General features: G+C 58.2%; 25 protein-coding genes and 3 tRNA genes. 16 read left to right on the top strand and 12 right to left on the bottom strand.

Annotation, left to right across the window (positions count from 1 at the left end; all coding sequences use genetic code 11):
- Positions 1 to 27 precede the first annotated feature (27 nt).
- The 4 genes from ACXAH3_RS00565 to coxB all read right to left on the bottom strand — a co-directional run bounded on the left by ACXAH3_RS00565 (position 28) and on the right by coxB (position 2,667).
- Entirely contained in the window at positions 28 to 603 is a 576-nt protein-coding gene (locus ACXAH3_RS00565) for a cytochrome c oxidase assembly protein (protein WP_474860119.1), read from the bottom strand.
- Positions 600 to 773 (bottom strand): hypothetical protein, encoded by a 174-nt coding sequence (locus ACXAH3_RS00560; protein WP_474860118.1) that lies wholly within the window; start codon positions 771 to 773, stop codon positions 600 to 602. Before ACXAH3_RS00560 ends, ACXAH3_RS00565 begins: the two co-directional genes overlap by 4 nt.
- A complete protein-coding gene (cyoE, locus tag ACXAH3_RS00555) occupies positions 773 to 1,717 on the bottom strand; it encodes a heme o synthase (protein ID WP_474860117.1) in 945 nt (314 codons plus the stop codon). The genes ACXAH3_RS00560 and cyoE overlap by 1 nt, the downstream gene beginning before the upstream one ends.
- 89 nt (positions 1,718 to 1,806) lie before the next feature.
- The gene (gene coxB, locus ACXAH3_RS00550; protein ID WP_474861130.1) at positions 1,807 to 2,667 is read right to left on the bottom strand and encodes a cytochrome c oxidase subunit II; all 861 of its coding nucleotides are present in this window, start codon (positions 2,665 to 2,667) and stop codon (positions 1,807 to 1,809) included.
- Between the two features lie 206 nt (positions 2,668 to 2,873).
- On the opposite strand from coxB, the gene tldD reads away from it, so the two are divergent.
- The 6 genes from tldD to ACXAH3_RS00520 all read left to right on the top strand — a co-directional run bounded on the left by tldD (position 2,874) and on the right by ACXAH3_RS00520 (position 10,351).
- The gene (gene tldD / locus ACXAH3_RS00545; RefSeq protein WP_474860116.1) at positions 2,874 to 4,298 is read left to right on the top strand and encodes a metalloprotease TldD; all 1,425 of its coding nucleotides are present in this window, start codon (positions 2,874 to 2,876) and stop codon (positions 4,296 to 4,298) included.
- A complete protein-coding gene (locus ACXAH3_RS00540; protein ID WP_474860115.1) occupies positions 4,295 to 4,744 on the top strand; it encodes a hypothetical protein in 450 nt (149 codons plus the stop codon). The genes tldD and ACXAH3_RS00540 overlap by 4 nt, the downstream gene beginning before the upstream one ends.
- Before the next feature lie 70 nt (positions 4,745 to 4,814).
- A complete protein-coding gene (gene dprA, locus ACXAH3_RS00535; RefSeq protein WP_474860114.1) occupies positions 4,815 to 5,996 on the top strand; it encodes a DNA-processing protein DprA in 1,182 nt (393 codons plus the stop codon).
- Positions 5,997 to 6,128: 132 nt separating this feature from the next.
- Positions 6,129 to 9,569 carry a pyruvate carboxylase gene (locus tag ACXAH3_RS00530; RefSeq protein WP_474860113.1) on the top strand — a complete coding sequence of 1,147 codons (3,441 nt, stop codon included), beginning with the start codon at positions 6,129 to 6,131 and terminating at the stop codon, positions 9,567 to 9,569.
- Positions 9,570 to 10,157: 588 nt separating this feature from the next.
- Positions 10,158 to 10,232 (top strand) — tRNA-Gly (locus tag ACXAH3_RS00525).
- 44 nt (positions 10,233 to 10,276) lie between these two features.
- Positions 10,277 to 10,351, top strand: a tRNA-Gly gene (locus ACXAH3_RS00520).
- Positions 10,352 to 10,518: 167 nt separating this feature from the next.
- Here the strand turns inward: ACXAH3_RS00520 and ACXAH3_RS00515 are convergent.
- Positions 10,519 to 10,881: a helix-turn-helix domain-containing protein gene (locus ACXAH3_RS00515; protein WP_474860112.1), complete on the bottom strand. Its 363-nt coding sequence runs from the start codon at positions 10,879 to 10,881 to the stop codon at positions 10,519 to 10,521.
- Positions 10,882 to 11,111: 230 nt separating this feature from the next.
- Between ACXAH3_RS00515 and ACXAH3_RS00510 the strand changes: the two genes are divergently transcribed.
- The 4 genes from ACXAH3_RS00510 to hisH all read left to right on the top strand — a co-directional run bounded on the left by ACXAH3_RS00510 (position 11,112) and on the right by hisH (position 14,229).
- Positions 11,112 to 11,990, top strand: a complete 879-nt coding sequence (locus tag ACXAH3_RS00510) for a LysR family transcriptional regulator (RefSeq protein WP_474860111.1) — start codon at positions 11,112 to 11,114, stop codon at positions 11,988 to 11,990.
- Between the two features lie 129 nt (positions 11,991 to 12,119).
- Positions 12,120 to 12,836, top strand: coding sequence for a hypothetical protein (locus ACXAH3_RS00505; RefSeq protein ID WP_474860110.1), 717 nt, complete (start codon positions 12,120 to 12,122; stop codon positions 12,834 to 12,836).
- A gap of 139 nt (positions 12,837 to 12,975) precedes the next feature.
- Positions 12,976 to 13,563, top strand: a complete 588-nt coding sequence (gene hisB, locus ACXAH3_RS00500) for an imidazoleglycerol-phosphate dehydratase HisB (RefSeq protein WP_474860109.1) — start codon at positions 12,976 to 12,978, stop codon at positions 13,561 to 13,563.
- A 24-nt stretch (positions 13,564 to 13,587) separates the two neighbouring features.
- Positions 13,588 to 14,229 carry an imidazole glycerol phosphate synthase subunit HisH gene (gene hisH / locus ACXAH3_RS00495; protein WP_474860108.1) on the top strand — a complete coding sequence of 214 codons (642 nt, stop codon included), beginning with the start codon at positions 13,588 to 13,590 and terminating at the stop codon, positions 14,227 to 14,229.
- A gap of 68 nt (positions 14,230 to 14,297) precedes the next feature.
- On the opposite strand, the gene ACXAH3_RS00490 is transcribed toward hisH, so the two are convergent.
- Positions 14,298 to 14,681 carry a DUF2147 domain-containing protein gene (locus ACXAH3_RS00490; RefSeq protein WP_474860107.1) on the bottom strand — a complete coding sequence of 128 codons (384 nt, stop codon included), beginning with the start codon at positions 14,679 to 14,681 and terminating at the stop codon, positions 14,298 to 14,300.
- Positions 14,682 to 14,821: 140 nt separating this feature from the next.
- Between ACXAH3_RS00490 and hisA the strand changes: the two genes are divergently transcribed.
- Positions 14,822 to 15,541, top strand: coding sequence for a 1-(5-phosphoribosyl)-5-[(5-phosphoribosylamino)methylideneamino]imidazole-4-carboxamide isomerase (gene hisA, locus ACXAH3_RS00485; RefSeq protein WP_474860106.1), 720 nt, complete (start codon positions 14,822 to 14,824; stop codon positions 15,539 to 15,541).
- A gap of 54 nt (positions 15,542 to 15,595) precedes the next feature.
- Here the strand turns inward: hisA and ACXAH3_RS00480 are convergent, their stop codons facing one another.
- Complete coding sequence (locus ACXAH3_RS00480) at positions 15,596 to 15,988, bottom strand: DUF302 domain-containing protein (protein ID WP_474860105.1); 393 nt, start codon at positions 15,986 to 15,988, stop codon at positions 15,596 to 15,598.
- Between the two features lie 172 nt (positions 15,989 to 16,160).
- Here ACXAH3_RS00480 and hisF point away from each other — a divergent pair, with 172 nt between their 5' ends.
- Positions 16,161 to 16,958 carry an imidazole glycerol phosphate synthase subunit HisF gene (gene hisF, locus ACXAH3_RS00475; protein ID WP_474860104.1) on the top strand — a complete coding sequence of 266 codons (798 nt, stop codon included), beginning with the start codon at positions 16,161 to 16,163 and terminating at the stop codon, positions 16,956 to 16,958.
- On the top strand, positions 16,955 to 17,269 hold the full coding sequence (locus tag ACXAH3_RS00470) for a phosphoribosyl-ATP diphosphatase (RefSeq protein ID WP_474860103.1): 315 nt from the start codon (positions 16,955 to 16,957) through the stop codon (positions 17,267 to 17,269). The genes hisF and ACXAH3_RS00470 overlap by 4 nt, the downstream gene beginning before the upstream one ends.
- A 104-nt stretch (positions 17,270 to 17,373) precedes the next feature.
- Here the strand turns inward: ACXAH3_RS00470 and ACXAH3_RS00465 are convergent, their stop codons facing one another.
- From ACXAH3_RS00465 to rlmB, 3 genes are all read right to left on the bottom strand, one after another.
- Complete coding sequence (locus tag ACXAH3_RS00465) at positions 17,374 to 17,817, bottom strand: CoA-binding protein (protein WP_474860102.1); 444 nt, start codon at positions 17,815 to 17,817, stop codon at positions 17,374 to 17,376.
- 217 nt (positions 17,818 to 18,034) lie between these two features.
- Positions 18,035 to 18,508, bottom strand: coding sequence for a YHS domain-containing (seleno)protein (locus tag ACXAH3_RS00460; RefSeq protein WP_474860101.1), 474 nt, complete (start codon positions 18,506 to 18,508; stop codon positions 18,035 to 18,037).
- A gap of 75 nt (positions 18,509 to 18,583) precedes the next feature.
- Complete coding sequence (gene rlmB / locus ACXAH3_RS00455) at positions 18,584 to 19,366, bottom strand: 23S rRNA (guanosine(2251)-2'-O)-methyltransferase RlmB (protein ID WP_474860100.1); 783 nt, start codon at positions 19,364 to 19,366, stop codon at positions 18,584 to 18,586.
- A 149-nt stretch (positions 19,367 to 19,515) separates the two neighbouring features.
- Between rlmB and ACXAH3_RS00450 the strand changes: the two genes are divergently transcribed.
- Positions 19,516 to 19,599: transfer RNA gene (locus ACXAH3_RS00450), tRNA-Tyr, on the top strand.
- A 272-nt stretch (positions 19,600 to 19,871) separates the two neighbouring features.
- Here ACXAH3_RS00450 and ACXAH3_RS00445 read toward each other — a convergent pair.
- A complete protein-coding gene (locus ACXAH3_RS00445; RefSeq protein WP_474860099.1) occupies positions 19,872 to 20,990 on the bottom strand; it encodes an aminodeoxychorismate synthase component I in 1,119 nt (372 codons plus the stop codon).
- 103 nt (positions 20,991 to 21,093) lie between these two features.
- Positions 21,094 to 21,546, bottom strand: coding sequence for a homoprotocatechuate degradation operon regulator HpaR (gene hpaR, locus ACXAH3_RS00440; RefSeq protein ID WP_474860098.1), 453 nt, complete (start codon positions 21,544 to 21,546; stop codon positions 21,094 to 21,096).
- Positions 21,547 to 21,650: 104 nt separating this feature from the next.
- Between hpaR and hpaE the strand changes: the two genes are divergently transcribed.
- Both hpaE and hpaD read left to right on the top strand, forming a co-directional pair.
- Complete coding sequence (gene hpaE / locus ACXAH3_RS00435; RefSeq protein ID WP_474860097.1) at positions 21,651 to 23,159, top strand: 5-carboxymethyl-2-hydroxymuconate semialdehyde dehydrogenase; 1,509 nt, start codon at positions 21,651 to 21,653, stop codon at positions 23,157 to 23,159.
- Between the two features lie 44 nt (positions 23,160 to 23,203).
- Entirely contained in the window at positions 23,204 to 24,046 is an 843-nt protein-coding gene (hpaD, locus tag ACXAH3_RS00430; protein WP_474860096.1) for a 3,4-dihydroxyphenylacetate 2,3-dioxygenase, read from the top strand.
- Positions 24,047 to 24,057 lie beyond the last annotated feature (11 nt).

Below are 24,057 nucleotides of genomic sequence, written 5' to 3'. Positions count from 1 at the left end.
AAGCGTCTAGTCCCTGTTCTTCTGGCGTCAGTTTTGCACAGCCGTCAGGGGGGCTTCAAGCGAAGCGACCTCTTCCGGCAATTCGGTTTCGTGAAATGTGTAGGACAACGTGATCGCGTTCACGTATTTGCCTTCATCATCCTCGACTATTTCGGGGTCCACGTAGAAGGTGACCGGCATGGTCATACGTTCTCCGGGTTGCAGCACCTGCTCTTCAAAGCAGAAGCAGTCAATCTTGGTAAAAAAGCCACCCGCCGAGAAAGGGGCGACGTTATAGCTTGCAGTGCCTGCCACTACGCGGTCGGTAGGATTGTAGGCTTCATAGAAAGCCAGCCCAGTTTCGCCCAAACGGATCTCCATCTCGTGCTGGACGGGTTTGAACTCCCACGGCATGCCGCGTTCTTTCGAGGCGTCGAAACGCACCAGCACGGTGCGATCCAGCACCACGTCGGACGCTTCCTCGGCCACGCCGGTGACGCCGCCAAAGCCAGTGACGCGACAGAACCAGTCATAGAAGGGAACCGATGCCCAGCTAAGCGATCCCATCAGGACCACCACGCCGACCATTTTGGCTGCCGTCATCTGGTGTTGCGAAAGGCTCATTGGCTAACCTCCGAAGCAGAAGCAGACGGGGCTTCGGGTTGATAAAGCTCGCCAACTTTGACCACGGTCAGGCCGTAGACAAGGGCGACAAAGCCAACCAGAACGATGCCCAGCCCGATGTTACGGGACAGGCGGCGTTTGTGCAGCTCGTGCTCGGCTTTGATCGCCATCAGCCCCAGCCCCCCAGTCCGAAAGGTTTCAATGAGGCCTCGACCAGCAGTGCACCATAGTGCAAGAACAGATAGGCCAGCGACAGTTTGAACAGACCACGCTCGGCCTTGTGGTTGTCGGCTTCACTGTCCTCGTCTGTGCGACGGAACACGTCCCACGCGCCTTTGATGAACATGCCGTTCAGAACCAGCGCGATCACCATATAGGTGGGGCCACCGACCGAAGTCAGGCCCAGCGCGATGGCGACAGCAGCCAAGGCAAATGTATAGCCAAGGATGTGGTTGCGGGTCGCTTTGCGACCGTGGGTCACGGTCAGCATTGGTACGCCAGCATTGGCATAGTCACCCTTGGTGAACAGCGCCAGCGCCCAGAAATGCGGCGGCGTCCAAGCAAACGTCAGAGCGAACATCAGAACGCTTTCGATCGAGATCCCACCCGTCGCAACAGCCCAGCCAATCATCGGAGGGAACGCGCCCGCGGCGCCTCCGATCACGATGTTCTGCGGGGTCCAGCGCTTCAGCCACATCGTATAGATAACGACATAGAAGAAGATGGTGAAGGCCAGCAAGGCTGCGGCCATCATGTTGGCGGCCAGTCCCAGCATCACGACGGACATAACAGACAAGGTGATGCCGATGGCAAATGCCTCGCCTTCTTCAACCTTGCCCGAGGGGATCGGACGGGTCAGTGTGCGCTTCATCTTGCGGTCGATGTCTGCATCCCACCACATATTCAAAGCACCCGAAGCGCCGCCACCCACGGCGATAAACAGGATTGCAGCCAGACCGACCACCGGGTTCACGCCAACCGGCGCGACCAACAGCCCAACAAGGGCTGTGAACACGACCAACGACATTACGCGCGGTTTCAGCAGCGCGAAATAGTCGCCAAACCCGGCCTCGCCGGTTTCGGTCTTAGTGGTCTGAATGCTGGCGTCAGTCATGGTGTTTTGGCGCTCTGGCTAAGTCTTTTTTGCAAGAAACCGCCCCCGGAAGGGCGGTCTGTGGGAAGGGGTCGCCTCCTTCCGTCTGATCAGTTGGCCGATGCGACCTGAATGGCAGGGGCAGCGGTCGCGTCGCCTGCGTATTCCTCGATCGCGCCTTTCAGCCAAGCTTCATACTCGGCCTCGGTCACGGCTTTCACAGTGATCGGCATATAGGCGTGGTCTTTGCCGCACAGTTCCGAACACTGGCCAAAATAGATGCCTTCCTTGCCCGGCTCGACTTCGAACCACAGCTCGGCCAGACGACCGGGAACAGCGTCTTGCTTTACGCCGAATGCAGGGATGGTCCACGAGTGGATCACGTCAGCGGCAGTCACCTGCATTACGACTTTTTTGCCGGTGGGCACGACAACAGCGGTGTCCGTGGCCAGCAGATAGTCGCTTTGCGAAAACCCGTTTTCTTCCAGTTCGTCTTTCGCAAGCAAGAAGCTGTCGAAGCCAAATTCGTGCTCGGGATATTCATAACCCCAGTACCACTGGTAACCGGTGACCTTGATGACGACGTCACCTTTGGGGATCACCTGCTGCTGGAACAGAACCGGAAGCGAGAACGCACCGATGAAGGCCAAGATCACAACGGGGATCAGAGTCCATGCGATTTCGACGGGCGTGTGATGCGAGAAGGTCGCGGGCTCGGGATTGGCGCGGCGGTTGTGGCGCACGATGACCCAAAGCAGCAGCCCTGTTACGAAAATCGTAATCCCGAAGATGATCACATTGATCAGCCCATCCAGCCCCTGCGCGGCTTCGGCAATATTTGTTGCAGCTGGTTGAAAACCCATCCCGCCTTCGACCGGTTTACCGATCACTTCGAGGTTTTCTTGTGCGGTGGCGACACCCGCCGTCATCATTGCTGTTGCAGTGGCGAAAAGGCTGCTGAAACGCATCATATTCGTCTTTCTCTTCCCTGTGCGGCGCGGCCCGACACCGGTGGTTTCCGGTTCAGGCTGCTGCGCGCTCATGACTCTCCCACACACGGGGCGCGGGAATCCCTTGTTTCTCATTGGTGTGAAACCATATTAGAAAGCTGGGAACAAGGAAAAACCTTCGCAAGTTAATGAACAACGTCGCGTTTAGCGCAAACTAAAGGCCCCCCATGACCGACACCACTGCATTTCGCCCGTTCGAGACCTTAATCGGTCAAGAAGACGCCCAAAAGATTCTGGCCCAAACCACAGATGGCGCCGATGATGGCGAACTGTTTTTGGAACGGATGCGCTCCGAGGCGCTGGTCTTTGATGACGGGCGTTTACGCAATGCCAGCTATGACGCGTCCGAGGGGTTCGGCCTGCGTGCTGTAAAGGGTGAAACCACAGGCTATGCCCATTCGACAGAGATCAGCGAGGCAGCGCTGAAACGGGCGGCGTCTACGGTGGCTTTGGCGGTGGGCGATGGCGGTGGCACATGGGCTGATGCCCCTGCACGCACAAACCGCAAGCTTTATACCGATGCCGACCCAATGGCCGATGCGGGCTTTGGCCTGAAGGTCGAAACATTGCGCGAGATCGACGCCTTCACCCGCAGTTTGGACCCCCGCGTTGTGCAGGTCTCGGCGACCATCGCAGCATCGTTACAAGAGGTGCATATCCTGCGTCCGGATGGCCAACTTGTCTCAGATACGCGCCCCATGACGCGACTAAATGTCTCAGTCATCGTTGAAAAGGACGGGCGGCGCGAAAGTGGGTCTTCGGGCGGTGGCGGTCGCGCCGGTCTGACCGGGTTGATGGAGCCGCAACACTGGCAAAGCACCGCGCGCGAGGCGTTGCGGATTGCCTTGGTGAACCTCGACGCGGTGCCAGCGCCTGCTGGCGTGATGGACGTGGTGCTGAGCAATGGTTGGCCCGGCATTCTGCTGCACGAGGCCGTAGGGCATGGGCTGGAAGGTGATTTTAACCGCAAGGGCACGTCGGCCTTTTCGGGTCTTGTCGGGCAACAGGTGGCATCCAAGGGCGTCACTGTCGTCGACGACGGCACCCTGCCCGATCGTCGCGGATCGATCACCGTGGATGACGAAGGCACACCTTCGGGCCGCGCAGTGCTGATCGAGGACGGCGTGCTGGTCGGCTATATGCAAGATCGTCAGAATGCGCGTTTGATGGGTGTTGCCCCGACAGGGAACGGGCGCCGCCAAAGCTATGCCCACGCGCCAATGCCGCGCATGACCAACACCATCATGGAAAGCGGCACCGCCACACCGGAAGAGGTACTGGGCGAGCTGAAGGACGGCATCTATGCGGTCGGGTTCGGCGGTGGCCAAGTGGATATTACCAATGGGAAATTCGTGTTCTCCTGCACCGAGGCCTACCGCGTCGAAGGCGGCAAGGTCGGCGCGCCGGTGAAAGGGGCCACCCTGATCGGAGACGGACCGCAAGCAATGAAACAAATCCGCGCGATTGGGAACGACATGTCATTGGATCCGGGCGTTGGCACCTGCGGCAAAGCGGGGCAGTCGGTGCCGGTGGGTGTCGGGCAGCCGTCGCTTTTGATTGGCGGGCTGACCGTGGGTGGATCGGCTGCGTGATGGAACTTCCTTGGATACGGTCACGAAAACAAGGGCAGCTGCATCTATCAGTTGGTGACATCGCGTTTAGCTGTTTGATTGCCTTTGGGCTTCCTTTGCTTGTGGGGCTGTTGGTCGGCTCGCCAATTAGAGAGCTTACATTGAATTTGACGGTCTTTGCAGCGCTAACACTTCCAGTTTGCATCCTGTTTGGGCTGGGCTTTCTAAAACTTGGCATTGCTGGATTGGTTCCAGCGCTCGCTTTTGGTTGGTTGGCTCCGGTTTTCTGGCTAGCGATCCTTGCACTTCAAGAATTTGGCTGGCGTTCAGTTCTTGATTGGTCGTTTTTCATGGATGGTATCATCCTGTCGACGTGCAGAGTGTATTATGCCGGTGCACTATGGGGAGTAACTTACTGGTTTGCTCCGCACGCCTTTTGTGAAAGCGCATCTACACAAGATGCCTAAGTTAGGTCCTCATTAGGCTCCGGTTAACCATTTCCCATGCATGCTGATCCCGCAAAAGACGGAATCACGTATGACCAAAGACCTTTTCCCCTCTCTTCACCCCACCCCCTCACCCAGGAACGAGGACGAGGCCCTGGCGTGGATCCGTCTTTTGCGATCGCGCCGCGTGGGCGTGTCCACCTTCTTTCGGCTGCTGGGCGAACATGGCTCGGCGGAAGCCGCATTGGACGCTCTGCCCGAGGTGGCGAAAGCCGCGGGCGTAAAAGACTATGCCCCCTGCTCTGAACAGGTGGCCGAAGACGAATATCGCCGGGCACAGATGGCCGGGGCAAAGATGATCTGCTGGGGCAGTGATAGCTATCCGTCATTGTTGTCTGAAATATCCGACCCACCCCCTTTCTTCTGGGCGATGGGCGATACGTCCCTAGTGCACACCCCCGTTGTTGCGCTGATCGGCGCACGCAACGCATCGTCCATTGGGACGCGAATGGCCCGCAAATTGGCGAATGAGCTGGGCGAAGCCGGGTTCACCGTGATCTCGGGCCTTGCACGTGGGATTGATACGGTCGCCCATGAGGCCGCGCTGAAATACGGCAAAACCATCGCGGTGATGGCGGGTGGCGTGGACGTCATCTATCCCAAAGAAAACACTGATCTGGCCGAAGATATTGCGCGCGACGGGCTGCGCATTTCAGAGATGCCGCCGGGGGTCACGCCGCAAGCGCGGCATTTTCCGCGCCGCAACCGCTTGATCTCGGGCCTCGCCCGCGCCGTGGTGGTGGTCGAGGCCGCTGCGAAATCCGGCTCGCTTCTGACAGCGCGCAATGCACTGGACCAAGGACGCGACGTGCTGGCCGTACCGGGACATCCGTTCGATGCCCGCGCCTATGGATGCAACATGCTGATCCGCGATGGCGCAGCGCTGGTGCGCAACGCCGCAGACGTGATCGAAGCCATCGGCCCCGCGGTGGCCACCGCCGACCCTGACGCGAAAGTGCTCGCAAATGACGCTCCCACCACCGCGCCCATCACCGGAACCCGCGACAAAAGAACATTGGCAGAAACCGCCGAGCTTCACGGTCAGATTCTATCCAGACTGGGATCTTGCCCCTTGGCCGAGGATCAATTGATCCGCGATATCGGCCAGTCACATGGTCTGGGCTCGCAACAGATTCTGCCGGAACTGGTTAATCTCGAACTGGATGGGCAGATCATGCGCCAAGCTGGGGGGCTTCTATCGAAGCCTTCGTGATGCTTGGCATTGTTGGTAAAATCATTTTACCAATTTAGCGCTAAACCTTGCGTAATCGTTACAAAAACTGTTGCGCTGCGATGCAGCGCGCCCTACGACTCCTGCAATTCCAAATTCGGAGGGGGAACACTGATGCGCGATTTTCAGAAAATCCTGATTGCCAACCGGGGCGAGATTGCGATCCGCGTGATGCGGGCGGCGAATGAGATGGGCAAGAAGACCGTTGCGGTCTATGCCGAAGAGGACAAGCTGGGCCTGCACCGCTTTAAAGCGGACGAGGCGTATCGGATCGGCGAGGGCATGGGGCCGGTTGCGGCTTATCTGTCGATTGACGAGATCATCCGGGTGGCCAAGGAATGCGGCGCGGATGCGATCCATCCGGGCTATGGCCTTTTGTCGGAAAACCCCGATTTCGTGGATGCCTGTGCGGCGAACGGCATCACTTTCATCGGTCCCAAAGCGGAAACCATGCGAGCGCTTGGTGACAAGGCCTCGGCCCGCAAGGTGGCGATTGCGGCGGGTGTTCCGGTCATTCCCGCCACTGAAGTGCTGGGCGACGACATGGACGCCATCAAGAAAGAGGCCGCCGAGATCGGCTATCCCCTGATGCTGAAGGCCAGCTGGGGCGGCGGCGGTCGCGGCATGCGCCCAATCCTCTCGGAAGACGAAGTTGAAGAGAAGATCTTGGAAGGCCGCCGCGAGGCCGAAGCAGCCTTTGGCAATGGCGAAGGCTATCTGGAAAAGATGATTACGCGCGCTCGCCACGTCGAGGTGCAGATCCTTGGCGATAGCCACGGCAACATCTATCACCTGTACGAACGCGACTGCTCGGTTCAGCGCCGCAACCAGAAAGTGGTCGAACGCGCACCCGCGCCTTATCTGTCGGAAGCGCAACGCGAAGAACTGTGCGAGCTTGGCCGCAAGATTTGTAGCCATGTAAACTATGAATGCGCCGGCACGGTCGAATTCCTGATGGATATGGAAAGCGGCAAGTTCTACTTTATCGAGGTAAATCCCCGCGTGCAGGTGGAACACACCGTCACCGAGGAAGTCACCGGCATCGACATCGTTCAGGCTCAGATCCTTATCGCCGAAGGCAAGTCGCTGGCCGAGGCCACCGGCAAAGCCAGCCAGTATGACATCCGCCTGAACGGCCACGCGCTACAGACACGCGTGACCACAGAAGACCCGCAGAACAACTTCATCCCCGATTACGGTCGCATCACTGCCTATCGCTCGGCCACGGGCATGGGCATTCGACTGGATGGCGGTACGGCTTACGCTGGGGGTGTCATCACCCGTTACTACGATTCGCTGCTGACCAAAGTGACGGCTTGGGCCCAGACGCCCGAAAAGGCGATCGCCCGGATGGACCGCGCGCTTCGTGAGTTCCGCGTACGCGGTGTGTCGACCAATATCGCGTTTGTCGAAAACCTGCTGAAGCACCCGACCTTCCTGAACAACCAGTATACGACCAAGTTCATCGACGAGACGCCGGATCTGTTCAAGTTTTCGAAACGGCGTGACCGGGGCACCAAAGTGCTGACCTATATCGCGGATATCACCGTGAATGGGCATCCAGAGACCGAAGGCCGCCCAGCCCCCGCCGATGACCTGAAGACACCGAAGCCGCCCGCACTGCGTGCAGAGCCAGCAGCGGGCACCCGCACTTTGCTTGAAGCCAAAGGCCCGCAGGCGGTCGCCGATTGGATGAAGGCGCAAAAGCAGCTTTTGATCACCGACACCACGATGCGTGACGGTCACCAGTCGCTGCTGGCAACCCGCATGCGCTCGATCGACATGATCAAAGTGGCACCGGCCTATGCCGCGAACCTGCCGCAGCTGTTCTCGGTGGAATGCTGGGGCGGCGCGACCTTTGACGTGGCCTATCGCTTCTTGCAGGAATGCCCGTGGCAGCGCCTGCGCGACCTGCGTGTCGCGATGCCGAATGTGATGACGCAGATGCTGCTGCGCGCCTCGAACGGGGTAGGCTATACGAACTATCCCGATAACGTGGTGCAGGAATTTGTGCGCCAAGCGGCCGAGACCGGCGTCGATGTGTTCCGCGTGTTTGACAGTCTGAACTGGGTCGAAAACATGCGCGTCGCGATGGATGCGGTGGTCGAGGCGGGTAAAGTCTGCGAGGGCACGATCTGTTATACCGGCGACATTCTGGACCCGAACCGCGCGAAGTATGACCTGAAATACTATGTCGGCATGGCGAAAGAGATGGAAGCCGCAGGCGCCCATGTTCTGGGCCTGAAAGATATGGCGGGTCTGTTGAAACCCGCCGCCGCACGCGTGCTGGTGAAAGCGCTGAAGGAAGAGGTCGGTTTGCCGATCCACTTCCACACGCACGACACGTCAGGCATTGCCGGCGCGACCATTCTGGCCGCTGCCGATGCAGGCGTGGACGCAGTCGATGCGGCGATGGACGCCTTCAGTGGCGGCACGTCACAAGCATGTCTGGGCTCGGTGGTTGAAGCGATGCGCAACACCGACCGCGACACCGGGCTGGACATTGGCGCGATCCGAGAGATCTCGAACTATTGGGAAGGTGTGCGTCATCAATATGCGGCCTTTGAAAGTGGGCTCGAGGCTCCGGCATCCGAAGTGTATCTGCACGAGATGCCCGGTGGTCAGTTCACCAACCTTAAGGCGCAGGCGCGGTCGCTTGGGCTTGAGGAACGCTGGCACGAAGTGGCGCAGACCTATGCGGATGTGAACCAGATGTTTGGCGACATCGTGAAGGTGACCCCGTCTTCCAAGGTGGTTGGTGATATGGCGCTGATGATGGTCAGCCAAGGTCTGACCCGTGACGAGGTCGAGAACCCCAAGACCGATGTTGCTTTCCCCGACAGTGTCGTCGACATGATGCGCGGCAATCTGGGCCAGCCTCCGGGCGGGTTCCCCAAGCCGATCGTCAAGAAGGTACTGAAGGACGAAAAACCCAATCTGGAGCGTCCCGGCAAGCATCTAGAGCCAGTGGACCTTGAAGCCGCCCGCGCCGAATTGTCGAGCGAATTGAACGGCTTCAATGTCGATAACGAAGATCTGAACGGCTATCTGATGTATCCCAAGGTCTTCTTGGATTACATGGGCCGCCACCGCCAATACGGGCCGGTTCGCACCCTGCCGACCAAAACCTTCTTCTATGGCATGGAGCCGGGGGAAGAGATCTCGGCCGAGATTGATCCGGGCAAAACGCTGGAAATCCGTCTGCAAGCCCTGGGCGAAACCGACGAGAACGGCGAGGTGAAGGTTTTCTTTGAGCTGAACGGGCAGCCGCGCACGATCCGCGTGCCGAACCGTCTGGTGAAGGCCTCGACCGAAGCGCGCCCCAAAGCTGCCGACGGCAACCCGAACCATGTGGGTGCCCCAATGCCGGGCGTCGTCGCCTCGGTCGCGGTGGCAGCAGGGCAACAGGTAAAAGAAGGCGACCTTCTTTTGACCATCGAGGCAATGAAGATGGAAACCGGCATCCACGCCGAGCGCGACGCCGTTGTCAGCGCCGTCCACATTCATGCAGGTGGGCAGATCGACGCAAAGGACTTGCTGGTCGAGCTGGAGTAACAGACACGACAAACAAGAAAACGGCCGCCCATCGAGGCGGCCGTTTTCCGTTCAGCGACGTGACAATGTATCGCCTGGCACCCGCCTAGAACTCGCTCTCGCGGCTACGGCGTGCCTCGATCTGACATTGACAGTGATGATCATGGGCATCGCGATGATTTTCTTCGTGGCAGGTCGGACATAAGGCCACAGGCGTCAATACGCACCCCCTGTCCCCCAAACCGGCCATGTATTCGTCACCGCAGACTTCCAAATTTTCGCCGCGGGCTGCCAGTTCAGCTGCCGTTACACCACATTTTTCGCACTGTTTGAACGACAGCGCCTTTTGGCGTTCACGTTGCGTGACCACCTTTTGATAGTTGCATGTCTCAAGTTCCAAAACCCACCCTCCCCAGGATGATTCCGAGCCCCTCACCGCTCCTCTTTAATTATATAGTGAACAATCGGACCATTTTGAGGTCAAAACTTTGTGCGTTCGGTGACACATCGCAGGGCTTAGTGGTTCCTATTAGAAAAAAACCTAACATTTCTCGCTTTTCCTCTTGCAGGCAGCGCCCGTATTTCATATCTCACGCCTCACCGAAGGAAGCGGGCGTAGCTCAGGGGTAGAGCATAACCTTGCCAAGGTTAGGGTCGGGCGTTCGAATCGCCTCGCCCGCTCCAATCGGTTACCCGGTCTGGTCACCCGCCAGACAAAGCCATAGGAAGCGGGCGTAGCTCAGGGGTAGAGCATAACCTTGCCAAGGTTAGGGTCGGGCGTTCGAATCGCCTCGCCCGCTCCAAATGGAACAGATCTCAGACATGATGAAAAATGCCGACCGCCATCGCGGCGTCTGATCCGTTGCGCATGGGTTTGTGCGTCAACCAAATTCCATCAGACAAAATTAAAGGGGACGCGCAAGACGCGTCCCCTATCCCAAATCATCCATCCCCTCAGAGGATGTTGGGTTCAGGCGCTCAAAGACTGGCGCCCGGCAAGTTCGTGAATCATCGACTGAATCTGCGCACGGATCTTTTCATCCGCGATCGATGACAGGGCCTGCGCGGCCTTCGCCGTGCGTTCATCCAAAGCCTCGCGTTGCGCAACACCCTCGCGCGGCAGGCCTTCGAAGAAATAGGCGGGTTCGACATCCAGAAGCTGTGCGATCTCGAACATTTTGCTGGCCGACACGCGGTTATAGCCAGTTTCGTATTTTTGTAGCTGCTGGAACGACAGCCCCAGTTTCTCAGCTACGTTTACTTGCGTCATGCCGCGTAACAGGCGCACTTCGCGAATTTTCTTTCCGACATGAACGTCGACCGGATGTACCATTTTTTCACCATATAATTGTTTCCCGCTTAAAGAGAATGGCATCAAACGATACGAAACCCAATTGGTTAGGGATGAACACCTATGTAACATTTTTAGTTACATGATGGATGATTTATGTTACCAACTCTATCCGAAGCCTGTTTTTAAAGGGATTTTCCGATCTCCGCTGCAGGTGCCCGGGGGAGCGTTTCGCAATCGTACACAATGCGTTTTCATTTCAAGGAACATAAATGACCCATCGTGACGCCCCTGCGCTGCTCTATGAGATGTTAAGGTCGTTCGCCTCATTGGCGCAGACTTTAAATCTGAGCAAAACGGTCAAAAGCCTGGGAAGCACCCGTCAAACGGTGCGTCGGCACATTGATCAGCTGGAAGAATATATGGGGAATCCGCTGTTCTCGTTCGAGAATCGGCAGTACCAGCTGACCGAGACAGGAAAGAACGCCCTTGAAGAGGCCAAAGAGCTTTTGGCGCGGGGCGAGGCTTGGCTTAACAACGAAAGCCGCCACGTGCATGGGTTGCACTATCTGGCATTAGAGGCAGGGAAGATCCCCTATTTCCTGCAACAGCACCCGTTAACCGCGCTTTGGGATAACGCATCTGAGTTGATGAAGTTTGGATTTCACTGCTGGGCTCAGTCAGAAGGAGAGCTGGAAAGCCCAAGTTTCGCCAAACTGCGTCCATATTTGATGGTGTTTCGCTATAACACCCAAAATGGTGACTGGATTTGTACCGAGGTTGGTGAAAAGTCGTCTTTCGCAACCTGGTTCGGATGGGAGAAATACCGATCAGCGGTCGGCCGCAGCGCGGTTAACCTGCCAACCGACAAGGGGTACAGTTACTTGCTGACGCAATCGTTTCATGACGTTGCCAGCACGCGCGGCGTTCGGCTGGACCACATTCATACCCATATGCCATATGGGCCCGAGGATACGCCGACGCCAATCTCGTACCACCGGCTTGTGATGGCCAGCCGCTATGCGGACGGAGAACTGGCCCTGGCGACGCTGATTGATCGCACGATGAACGTGCAGATCCTCGAACTGCCTGACGACATGCGCTTGTCGATGCCGCCAGAGCTGGCGATGGACGTGCAACCGCCCTTCTGAACCGCCCCCGCGTAGGGGCTGTGTCATACTTGCGCCATCCCGTTGTCATTTTTCAGCTTTGACGCGTTCAATCGACAAATTGCAATGACTACGCGAAAATTGGTCATAACTACCACACAAGAGGCTCCAATGACCATTCACGACACATTTGCCGGCGCGCAATACACCACCCGGATGCTGGACATTATCAACGACAAGGGCGTGATGATCGAAATCGGATCAGATTTTGATCGTTATGCAGGCTATATCGCCGAGCATCGAACCAAGCTTCCGCTGGGGCTTGCATTTGACCCGGAAAAGCAACCTCTGACCGAAGATAACGGCTTTTGGATCGTGGGCTGGGACCACGAAGGCAAGATGATGCATTCGCAAGCGATGCGCATGATTGATATGTCTGACATGTATCTGTCAGACTATCTTAGCGAGAATTTTCAACGGTTTGCACCACCTGGGTACACTCTGGACATGAACCGCAGCATGTACCGCGCGGGGCCAGGGGCCAAACGGATCACAGGGCGGATTTGCTATCACGGCGACCTTTGGGTCGAAAGCAGCGAACGGTTTCGCGGCACCGGCCTTCCCGGAATTCTGGCCCGATTCGCCTTGGCAACCAGCCTGCTACGCTGGTCCCCGGACCATGTCTTTGGTTTCATGGCAGAACATCACGCTTTCCGAGGTCTTGCCGAACGTGAAGGCTATATGCACTGCGAACCCGGCGCGTTGGAATTGCACACGCGAGAGTTGAACACAGTGATTCGCGGGTTCCTGACGTACATGTCACGCGAAGACCTCAGCTATTTGTTAGAGATTTGCCCACGCGAGTTCGTGATGTCCCAAGCCGCATAGTGCTGCACGGGCGGGCACGTCCAAAACACCCGTTCGCATTTGGGGCGCTTAGACCACAGCGCCCCTTTTCGTTGGCTTGCTGTCTTTTCGCCACCGCCCTGCCCGCCTATAAGAGGCGCAGGTAATAAAAGGACATCCCATGCGGCGCGCACAGATCACTCGCAAAACCGCTGAAACCGCGATCTCGGTCGAGCTGAACCTCGACGGGACCGGTCAGTATGACAACCAGACCGGTGTGGGCTTTTTTGACCACATGCTGGACCAGTTGTCGCGCCATTCGCTGATCGACATGACGATCCGCGCCGAAGGGGATTTGCATATCGACGACCACCACACGGTAGAAGACACCGGCATTGCCATCGGGCAAGCGCTGGTCGAGGCACTTGGTGACAAGAAAGGCATCCGGCGCTACGGCGAATGCCACCTGCCAATGGATGACGCGCAAGTGCGCGCGGCGCTGGACCTGTCTGCCCGCCCGTTCCTGATCTGGAATGTCGATTTCACCGCCCCCAAGATCGGCACGTTCGACACCGAGCTGGTGCGCGAGTTCTTTCAGGCGCTGGCGACCCATGGCGGCATCACGCTGCATATCGACCAGATCCATGGCTTTAACGCTCACCACGTCGCCGAGGCCGCGTTCAAAGCTGTGGCCCGTGCGTTGCGCGTGGCTGTCGAAACCGATCCGCGCAAGGCGGACGCCATCCCATCGACCAAGGGTGCGCTGTAAGCCGCACCTGATCGGAGACCTATTATGCTGACCGTGATCATCGACTATGACAGCGGCAACCTGCACTCGGCCGAAAAAGCGTTTCAACGCATGGCGGCCGAAACAAACGCGGGCGAGGTGATCGTCACTTCGGACCCCGACGACGTGGCGCGCGCCGACCGATTGGTTCTGCCCGGTGACGGAGCGTTTCCCGCTTGTCGCCAGCAGCTATCTGACCATCGCGGCATCTATGAAGCGCTGGACGAGGCTGTAATCAAACAGGGCCGTCCTTTCATGGGGATCTGCGTTGGGATGCAGATGCTGGCGACTGTCAGCCACGAATATCAGGACACAGACGGGTTCGACTGGATCAAAGGGCATGTGCGCAAAATCACCCCCGCTGATCCCACGCTGAAGGTGCCGCATATGGGCTGGAACGATCTGGTGATCGACAGCGACCATCCAGTGCTGGACGGGGTGAAAACCGGTGATCACGCCTATTTCGTGCACTCCTACCACTTTGTGGTGGACAATGCGGACGAACGTTTGGCCCACTGTGACTATGCCGGGGACATCACTGCCATTATCGGACGCGACAACATGATCGGCATGCAATTCCACCCAGAGAAAAGTCAAGCCGCAGGTCTAAGGATGATCGCGAACTTCCTGACTTGGACACCGAATTGAAAAAGGGCGCCGTAACGGGCGCCCTTAACTTATGGAGCACTGGTTACTGAACCCTAGCGCAGCCCGCGTTACTTAATGCGCGACCACGTCTGCTTTTTGCAGATCGGGCCTACACAGCCCGATACTTTCAACGACGACCCCGAAAGCACCATCTTGGACTTGTAAACCTTGCCTGTCGAAGGCTGCCAAATCTTGCCGCCGGAATACTTGCCGCCTCCATTCGGGCTCATATCCCAGACGAGTTTCTTACCGACATTTGGGGTGCTGATCTCTCCGCTAGAATCGAAAGCCTTCGAGATTGTCCCACACAAAGCGGTCCCGCATTTCGAGAACGTCACATGCGCATATGCCCCGTCGTCAACCTGCGTCTTCCAAACCCCAAGCACCGGATCAGCCAGTGCTGGGCTTGCCAATCCAATGGCCAACGCCGCAGCTGCAATCACTCTTTTCATAGTTACCTCCCTGTTTTGCAGGCTATCCTGCCGCCCACGCCCGCCCTGTGGCAAGTATGACGTGGCGGGAGGTGGCGCTTGGCTTTCCCTGTGGTCCGTGCAAAAAGCAGCCGAACAGATAGCTTACCGGAGCGCTTGCCATGATCCTTTATCCTGCCATCGACCTGAAAGACGGACAGTGTGTGCGCCTGTTGCGCGGCGAGATGGAAGAAGCCACCGTGTTCAACGACGACCCGGCAGCGCAAGCGCGGGCGTTTCAGGATGCGGGCTGCGAGTGGATCCACTTGGTCGATCTAAACGGCGCTTTCGCTGGCGAGCCTGTAAACGGTGCTGCGGTTGAAGCCATTCTTAGCGCCATCGACGTCCCTGCCCAGCTGGGCGGCGGAATCCGCGATATGACCACGATTGAAGGCTGGATCGAAAAGGGCCTGTCGCGCGTGATCCTTGGCACCGTCGCCGTCGAAAACCCTGATCTCGTGCGTGAAGCCGCGCGCGCCTTCCCCGGTAAGGTCGCCGTCGGCATCGACGCGCGCGACGGCCGCGTGGCCACCAAAGGCTGGGCCGAAGAAACCGACGTCATGGTCACCGACCTTGCCAAGTCGTTCGAAGACGCGGGCGTGGCTGCCATCATCTATACCGACATCAATCGCGACGGCGCGATGCAAGGCCCGAATGTCGAGGCCACCGCCGATCTGGCCCGCGCAGTCTCGATCCCCGTGATCGCCTCGGGCGGGGTCAGTTCGCTGGATGATTTGATTGCTTTGCGCGACAGCGATGCAGGGCTAAACGGCGCGATCTCGGGCCGTGCGCTTTATGATGGTGCACTTGATCTGGCTGAAGCAATCCGCGCGCTCAGCTAACACCATTCACGGCAATTCAGGGCAGCCTGCTATGGCAGACTGCCCCGGATCTTTTTACTTTGCAGCGGCGGCAGTTAGTTTGGCCAAAGCGCCACGCATATTCTCGACAACAGGGGCTTCGGCGACACCGGCCAGTCCTTCCATCGTTGCTTTCGGATCTTCGTAAGCCAACCAAACTTGTCCGTTTTCATCTTCATAAGCCTGAACCTTCAAAGGCAGAAACAGGCCTGCGCGGGCGTCAATTTGCATCGCGGGCGTGCCAAGCTTGGGATTGCCGAACACCAACAATTGGTTAGCGGGAATGGGCGTGCCGACTTTCTCGGCACCAGCAGCGTGATCTACACGGGCGAAAACAGTTGCCCCTGCATTGGCCACCACCGCCTCAAGCGCGTCCAGCGCTTCGGACACGGATTTGTCGGTTTCAACTTTCAAAATGGTATCTGCCATGGCGGTAAAAGCCCCTGAAAATGTAAGTACAGTCGCAAGTATGAGAGAACGCATATCAGTCTTTCCTATCTAGTTTTCCATCCATTGCCCTCAAATATGCCTGCAAATCCATTCACAAGTCTGGCATCAGCAGCGCTTTGCCGCTAATCCGGTGCCAACAAAGGACGACGACATGCTGAAAACTCGCATCATCCCATGCCTCGACGTGGCCGAGGGCCGCACGGTGAAAGGCGTCAACTTCGTCGATCTGGTCGACGCGGGCGACCCGGTGGAACAGGCGCGCGCCTATGACGCCGCCGGTGCCGATGAGCTGTGCTTCCTCGACATCAAAGCCACACATGAAAATCGTGGCACGATGTATGATCTGGCCACCCGCACGGCAGAACAGTGCTTTATGCCCCTGACTATTGGCGGAGGCGTGCGCAGCCCCGAAGACGTGCGCGACCTGCTTCTGGCGGGCGCGGATAAGGTCAGCTTCAATTCCGCCGCTGTGGCCGACCCGGACGTGATTGCACGCTCTGCCGACCGCTTTGGCAGCCAATGCATCGTAGTCGCCATCGACGCCAAAACCATCGGCCATGACGCGGATGGCAAGCCCAACAAATGGGGCATCTTCACCCATGGCGGACGCAAAGCTGCACTAGACATGGACGGCAACCCGATTGATGCGGTCGAGTTCGCGAAACAGATGGAACAAAAGGGCGCAGGTGAAATCCTGTTGACCTCGATGGACCGCGACGGCACCCGTGCAGGCTTTAACCTGCCGCTGACGCGCGCCATTTCTGATGCAGTACATGTACCGGTCATCGCAAGCGGGGGCGTTGGCAATCTGGACCATTTGGTCGAAGGCGTGACCGAAGGCGGGGCCAGCGCTGTGCTGGCGGCCTCGATTTTCCACTTCGGCGACTACACCATCCGCGAGGCCAAAGAACACATGGCCGCTGCGGGCATCCCGATGAGGCTAGCATGAGCATCCTGACCCAATTGGCCGCCACAATCGAGGCCCGCAAATCCGCAGATCCCGACAGCAGCTGGACTGCCAAACTGCTGGCCAAAGGCCCAGAGAAATGCGCTGAGAAATTCGGCGAAGAAGCGATCGAGGCCATCATCGCCGCCGCGAAGAATGACCGTGAAAACCTGACCGCCGAAGCCGCAGACGTGCTCTATCACCTCTTGGTCATGCTGGCGGCGCGTGACGTTGCACTGGAAGACGTGCTGGCGGAACTTGAACGCCGCGAAGGCACATCTGGTATCGCCGAAAAAGCGGCGCGCCAGTCCTAAGCCCCCATCCTCTTGCCCTAAATACCTCGGGGGAGCATGAATTTCCCTAGGGAAATCATGCGGGGGCAGCGCCCCCCAGGCTCACGAAGTGAGCCAACGGCAGCCTATCCAACCAGCGCATTCGACCCAATAAGGCGCGGATATTCAATCGCCGGGCAGCGATTCTCGACCACCTCGATCCCGCGCGCCTCTGCCTTCGCTCGGGCTGGTGCATTGAATATCTCCAATTGCATCCAGGCCGTGCGCAGATTGGGCAGATGGGCCAACGCCTCGTCCACAATGGGCTCAATTGTCTCGGACCGACGAAACAGGTCGATCATGTCGACCTCGTCCGGCAGATCCGCAACGGATGCCACAACCGTTTCGCCAAACATCTCTTTCCTCGCCAGCCCTGGATTTACGCCGATCACGCGGTATCCCATTCGGGTTAAAAAACCGGCGACGCGATTGCTGGCGCGATCAGACTTATGCGACAGGCCCACAAGGCCGATAACACGGGTCGAGGTCAGGATCTGTTTCAGGCGGGTATCGATATCTGTCTGGGTCATGAGGTTCAGCTAATCACAGCCATGCCCATTTCCAACCCGGAAAAGAAAAAACGCCCGAGGGGAGTAAGCCTCGGGCGCAGTTGGTGGAACGAGGGACAGTGAATGAGGTTGCAGGCGTTCCACAGCCTGGCCTCTGTCAGTTACGTATGGCGGCCGGGCAGGATTGGAAGGGCTGGTAACCCTCTTGTGATCCCTCCGTGACGCCCCCCTGTGCCGGTCACGCGTTCAAGATACCCGGCCAGTTGGCATTGCCCTTGGCGATGTTGCCAGGAACGTCTTGCAACCAAAGCTCACGCGCGCGCAGGCTGAAATTCAGATAGAGCTTGTCGTCATAGACGGTCCATGCCTCGGGCACGGTTGGGGCGATATAGCCTTTGCTGGCGGCATAAGCGCAATAGCCGCCAAATTGCGGGGCGTATGTGGCAGGATCGGCTGCGAACATGTCACGGGTCTCGGCGCCGGAGAACAGTACCGTCGCGCCTTCGTACTCCAGGGAGTACTCGGCCACACCCGGCGTCGGTACGCCCTTGGTGAAGAAGGCGACGGGGTCATGCCCATCCCAAGCAATGCCTTCTTCGGCATAGACGGGCGGGCTTGCGGCAAAGGCCGGGCGGGTCAGAAGCGTCGCGCCAAGGGGCACGGCAACCAAACCAGACAGAACGTGACGGCGGGACAGGGACAATTTCGACATGGGGACCTCCTTCTTCGGTTGTCCCCAATCTGCGCTGCCCGGGCCGATTTTACAGCCCCACCCACAACAAGGTGATCACCGCGTGAGGCGCGTGGCGTAAAGCGCGACCGCCGCCGCGTTCGACACGTTGAGCGATCCAAAGTCGCGCGCAAACGGGATTTTCACCAGCGCGTCACAGGTTGCTTTGGTTTTTTCGCGCAGCCCCGGCCCTTCGGCCCCCATGACCAGCGCGACGGGGCGATCTGGGCGGGTGGCGAGCGCCTCTTCAATGGTCTCAGATGCCTCGCCATCCATGCCAAGGACCACAAATCCCATCTTGCGAAGCTCTTCCATGGATTCTGCCAAGTTGCGTACACGCAAATAAGGTTGGCGTTCCAATGCGCCGGAAGCTGTCTTGGCCAGAGCCCCAGTTTCAGGCGCAGATCCGTGTTTCGTACCAACAACCGCGCTGGCCCCGAACACCTCGGCCGAGCGCAAGATCGCGCCAACATTATGCGGGTCAGTCACGCGGTCGAGCATCACCACAACGGGCATTTTCCCCTCGCCGCCGATCACACGGCTGGCAAAGTCGCCCCAGTTCAGGGGCTTCACTTCAAGCGCCGCACCTTGGTGAACAGAATTGGGATCAATCGGGGCCGGAAATTTGCGCGGATCGGCCATTTCAGGCGTCATGCCCGAAGCCTCGATCGCGTCTGCCAGCTTGTCCGACGCGTTCTTGGTCACGATAAGCCGCAGCCGTTCGCGATCCGGGTTCATCAACGCATCACGCACCGCATGAAGCCCGAAAAGCCACACGGTTTCAGACGCCGCCTGACGCTTGTCTTTTTCCTTTCTGACGACCCATTTTGGCTTTTTCATCACGCGATCCGCTGGAAGTTTTACAAGGCCCGGACAATGCGCCATGGCTTTCTGAAGGACAAGTGCATTTGGGTGATTTTTCGTATTGACGGCGCAAGCTGCCCGCGATACCTAGCCCCACGTTCAGTGCAGATTGCGCAGGAAAAAGTGGGCGACAGGCCGCAAGGTGTGGCAGGGGACTGTAACTCCCTCGAGGCGACTCACGCTTGGTTCGATTCCAAGGTCGCCCACCATTTTCCCTCAGATGCTAGATGTTAACTCTTCCGCTTTGCATCGAAAAACACCCACAGAATCAGCATTACTGCGAACGGTGACCAAGCTAGAGAAAGCAGCCACCATGGCCAGGGATTGTGGCCTCGCCGCTTTGCCATTTCACCGACCGTCTTAAACAGCCAGACGATGAGCCAAATGATTGCGATCACATAGGCAATCATTGCCAGAGATGCGATGAAATCAATAAACACGCTGGTAATTACCCCAACAAAGAAACACCTTAGAGGTGTATTTAACCACCCTGCAACCGCGACGCAAACCTCGCCTTCCACAGCGCTTCTTCGTATTCCGAGGCGGCTGTACTGTCATAGACCAGCCCCCCGCCCACGTTCAGCGTCGCGTCATGCCCGTCCAACAAAAGCGTGCGGATGGCCACGTTGAATTCGGATCGCCCGTCTGGGGCCATCCAACCAATCGAGCCGCAATAGATGTCACGGGGATTGGGCTCCAACTCGGCGATAATTTCCATCGCGCGGAGTTTGGGGGCGCCGGTGATCGAACCGCAGGGGAAGAGCGCGCGTAGGATGTCGGACAGGCGGGTGCCGGCTTCCATCTGACCACGGATCAGAGACACCATCTGGTGTACAGTCTCGTAACTTTCGACAGTGAACAGCTCGGGCACATGGACGCTTCCAGCCTCGCAGATACGCGAGATGTCATTGCGCAGCAGGTCCACGATCATCAGGTTCTCGGCCTGATTTTTCTCGTCCGTTTTTAGGAAGACCGCGCGGGCGGCGTCTTCGACAGGGTCCGAACTGCGGGGCTGGGTGCCTTTCATCGGGCGTGTCTCGATCATCCCATCCGCGTCGGTGCGAAAGAACAACTCGGGCGAGCGGGAGAGGATCGCGGGCAGGCCATCCGCCTGCACCAGCGCGCCATATTGCACCGGCTGCAAGCGCGAAAGCGTGTGATAAAGCGCCTGAACCCCGCCATCCGCCCGACCGCGGATTGGGAAGGTCAGATTCACCTGATAGGTGTCGCCCGCGCAGATGTAGTCATGCACAGCCTGAAACCCGCGCGCATAGGTGTCAGCATCCCAGTCGGGCGTCAGATCAGACAGCGCGACGTCACCGGATTGCAGTGACGGTGCGGAACGGGGGCCGTCATAAAGGCCAAACATCAAAAGCGGCAGGCGGCGGTTTGGCTTCAGCAGAGGCTCCAAGCGCGGTTCAAGCGCATAGCCCAGCTCGTAGCTTGCGAAACCAGCCAGCCAAGCTCCGCTGTTTTGCGCCTGATCCAGACGGTCCAATGCATCAGACACATCGTCAAGCGACCAAGCCACGATCTGATCCTGCGGCGCTGTAAACAGCCCAGCAACCCCATCCGGTCCATGATCAAATCTGATGTCCACCTGCAAAGCCTCCACTGCGGGATGGTGATAGCTTACTGCGTGATACAACTGCGGATGAAAGGCGGCGTTTGCAAGCCTTTATGCGCCAAATCGCGATTGCCGGTCAGAGCTTGGCCGCTTGCAGCTTTTCCAGAAGATCCAGCAGTTGCTTCACCTCGCCCTCGCCCATATGCGCCTCGATCCGGGCAGCAATGTCATTGGCCAGATGCAGATTGTCGCGCACAATGGCGCGGCCTTTGTCGGTAATCGTGACCAGCGTGCGGCGTTTGTCCTTCGCGTCGGATTGGCGCGCGATCAGCCCGTCTGCCTCCAGCCCGCGCAGGATACGTGTCAAGCTGGGTAGAAGCAGGCATGCCTCTTTCGCGATGGTGCTTTGTTCAACCTCGCCCAGCTCATCCAACGTGCGCAGGATACGCCATTTCTGTTCGGTCAGGCCCAGCTCGCCCAGCATGTCGCGAATCGGCTGCATGACAACTTCGCGCGCGCGCAGAAGCGAGATGGGGAGAGAACGGGACGTGCGGGGAAAGCCGGATTGGCTCGAGTTATTCTTGGTCATGGCGTTGTTATAACAAGAAGAAAGAAATGAACAAAGCAAGTAATGTTGACAGGTATCACCCAATTAATTAACATAGCAACTATTCGAGAAAAAATGAGGGCGACATGTCGGATCTGGACATCAATCTTTCGAAACTTGCGAGCTATCTTGATCGCTTCCGGTCGGGCGGCATCAAGAACCGGATCGCGGGCGAAGATCGGGACGGTACAGCAGGCGTATTCCAGACCATCAGCCCCGTCGATAAATCAGTAATCTGCAACGTGGCCCACGGCACGGCGGATGACATCGACGCAGCCGCCAACGCGGCCCATGAGGCCTTTGCAGATTGGCGCGACCTGCCCGCCGCGGAACGTCGCCGCATCCTGCTGAACGTCGCCGACGCCATCGAGGACCGCGCCGAAGAAATCTCGCTCTGTGAATGCTGGGACACCGGCCAGACCATTCGCTTCATGTCGAAAGCCGCCCTGCGCGGAGCCGAAAACTTCCGCTATTTCGCAGATCAGGTCATTCAGGCCCGCGACGGACAGCACCTGAAGTCGCCCACGTTGATGAACGTCACCAGCCGCACGCCCATTGGCCCGGTGGGCGTCATCACCCCGTGGAACACGCCCTTCATGCTGTCGACTTGGAAGATCGCACCCGCGCTGGCTGCTGGCTGCACCGTGGTGCACAAGCCCGCCGAGGACAGCCCCCTGACCGCCCGCCTTCTGGTCGAAATCGCGGAAGAGGCCGGCCTGCCCAAGGGCGTACTGAACACCGTGAACGGCTTCGGGCCGGACGCCGGCAAGGCGCTGTGCGAGCACCCGAAAATCAAGGCGATTGCCTTTGTGGGCGAAAGTTGCACCGGCAGCATGATCGTGAAACAAGGCGCGGATACGCACAAGCGTAACCACTTGGAATTGGGCGGGAAAAATCCCGTCATCGTTTCTGACGACGCCGATCTGTACCGCGCGCTGGATGCGGTGATCTTCATGATCTATTCGATCAATGGCGAGCGCTGTACCTCGTCCTCGCGCCTGCTGGTACAGGACACCATCAAGGAAGAGTTCGAGGCGAAACTGATCGAGCGTGTGAACAACATCAAGGTCGGGCACCCTCTTGATCCCGCGACCGAGATCGGCCCGCTGGTGACCGAAGCGCATTACAACAAAGTGACGTCCTATTTCGACATCGCCAAGGAAGACGGCGCGACCGTCGCGGCGGGCGGCGTGAAGGTGGGGGACGAAGGATACTTCGTGCGCCCGACTCTGTTCACCAATGCCACCAACTACATGCGCATCGCACGCGAGGAAATCTTCGGCCCGGTCCTGACCTCGATCCCCTTCTCAACCGAGGACGAGGCGCTGTCGATTGCCAATGACACGGATTATGGCCTAACCGGCTATGTCTGGACCAACGACCTGACCCGCGCGCTGCGCTTCACAGACAAGCTGGATGCGGGCATGATCTGGGTGAACTCGGAAAACGTGCGCCACCTGCCCACGCCATTTGGAGGCGTGAAAGCATCCGGCATTGGACGCGACGGCGGCGACTGGTCGTTCGAGTTTTACATGGAGCAAAAACACGTTGGCTTTGCCACCTGCCAACATAAAATCATGCGGTTGGGCGCATAAGCGCCCTGCCCCGAAACGCGCGACCACCAACGGGAGGAGACCCCATGGGACAGATCGTTCAAGCTGCGAAAATCACCCATGTGCCCAGCATCTGGATGTCGCACACGATGGAAAAATACAAAGGCATCCGTCAGCCCGCCATCGACGGCTATGCCAAGCTGCGCCAAGATGCGATTGACCGGGGCGTGGACACGTTCATCATTTTCGACACCCACTGGATCACCAATCAGGGCTTCCACCTGAATGCCAAGCCACATCACAAGGGGCGGTTCATCAGCCACGAATTGCCACACATGTTGGCGGACATGGAGTTCGATTACCAAGGCGACGCTGAACTGGCGCAGAGCATTCTAAGCGTACTTGAAGAACGCGGCGAGCGCGCACTTGGACACGCCCAGCCCGATCTTGGGATGGAATATGGCACCCTTTTGCCCATGCATTTCATAAATGATGGCGTGAATGCCCGCGTGTTGCCTTTGGCGGTGAATCAGTTCTCGTCCATCGAAGAAAACCGCCGTTGGGGTACTGCGATTGCAGAAGGAATCAAACGGTCGAACCGCAAGGTCGCCATCTTTGCGTCCGGATCGATGAGCCACGATTTCACGCCGAACGAACGCTCGGTCGACGGGCTGAATTCGGTGAACGGAGAGTTCAACCGCCAGATGGACTTGCGCGTTCTGGACCTGTGGGAAAACGGTAAATGGGCCGAGTTCTTGGATATGCTGCCGGACTATGCCGTCAAATGCACCGGTGAATGCGCGATGAACGACACCGCGCTTCTGTTCGGCGCATTAGGCTGGAAGGATTACGAAGGCAAGATCGACATCTACACACCCTATTTCGGCAGCTCCGGCACCGGACAGGCCAATATCAGTTTCTCGGTTTGACCGACATTTAA

This window comes from Aliiroseovarius sp. ABM4_368 (assembly GCF_056161205.1).
The sequence above is the reverse complement of the archived record's forward strand: the minus strand, read 5'-3'. Positions and strand labels throughout refer to the sequence as shown.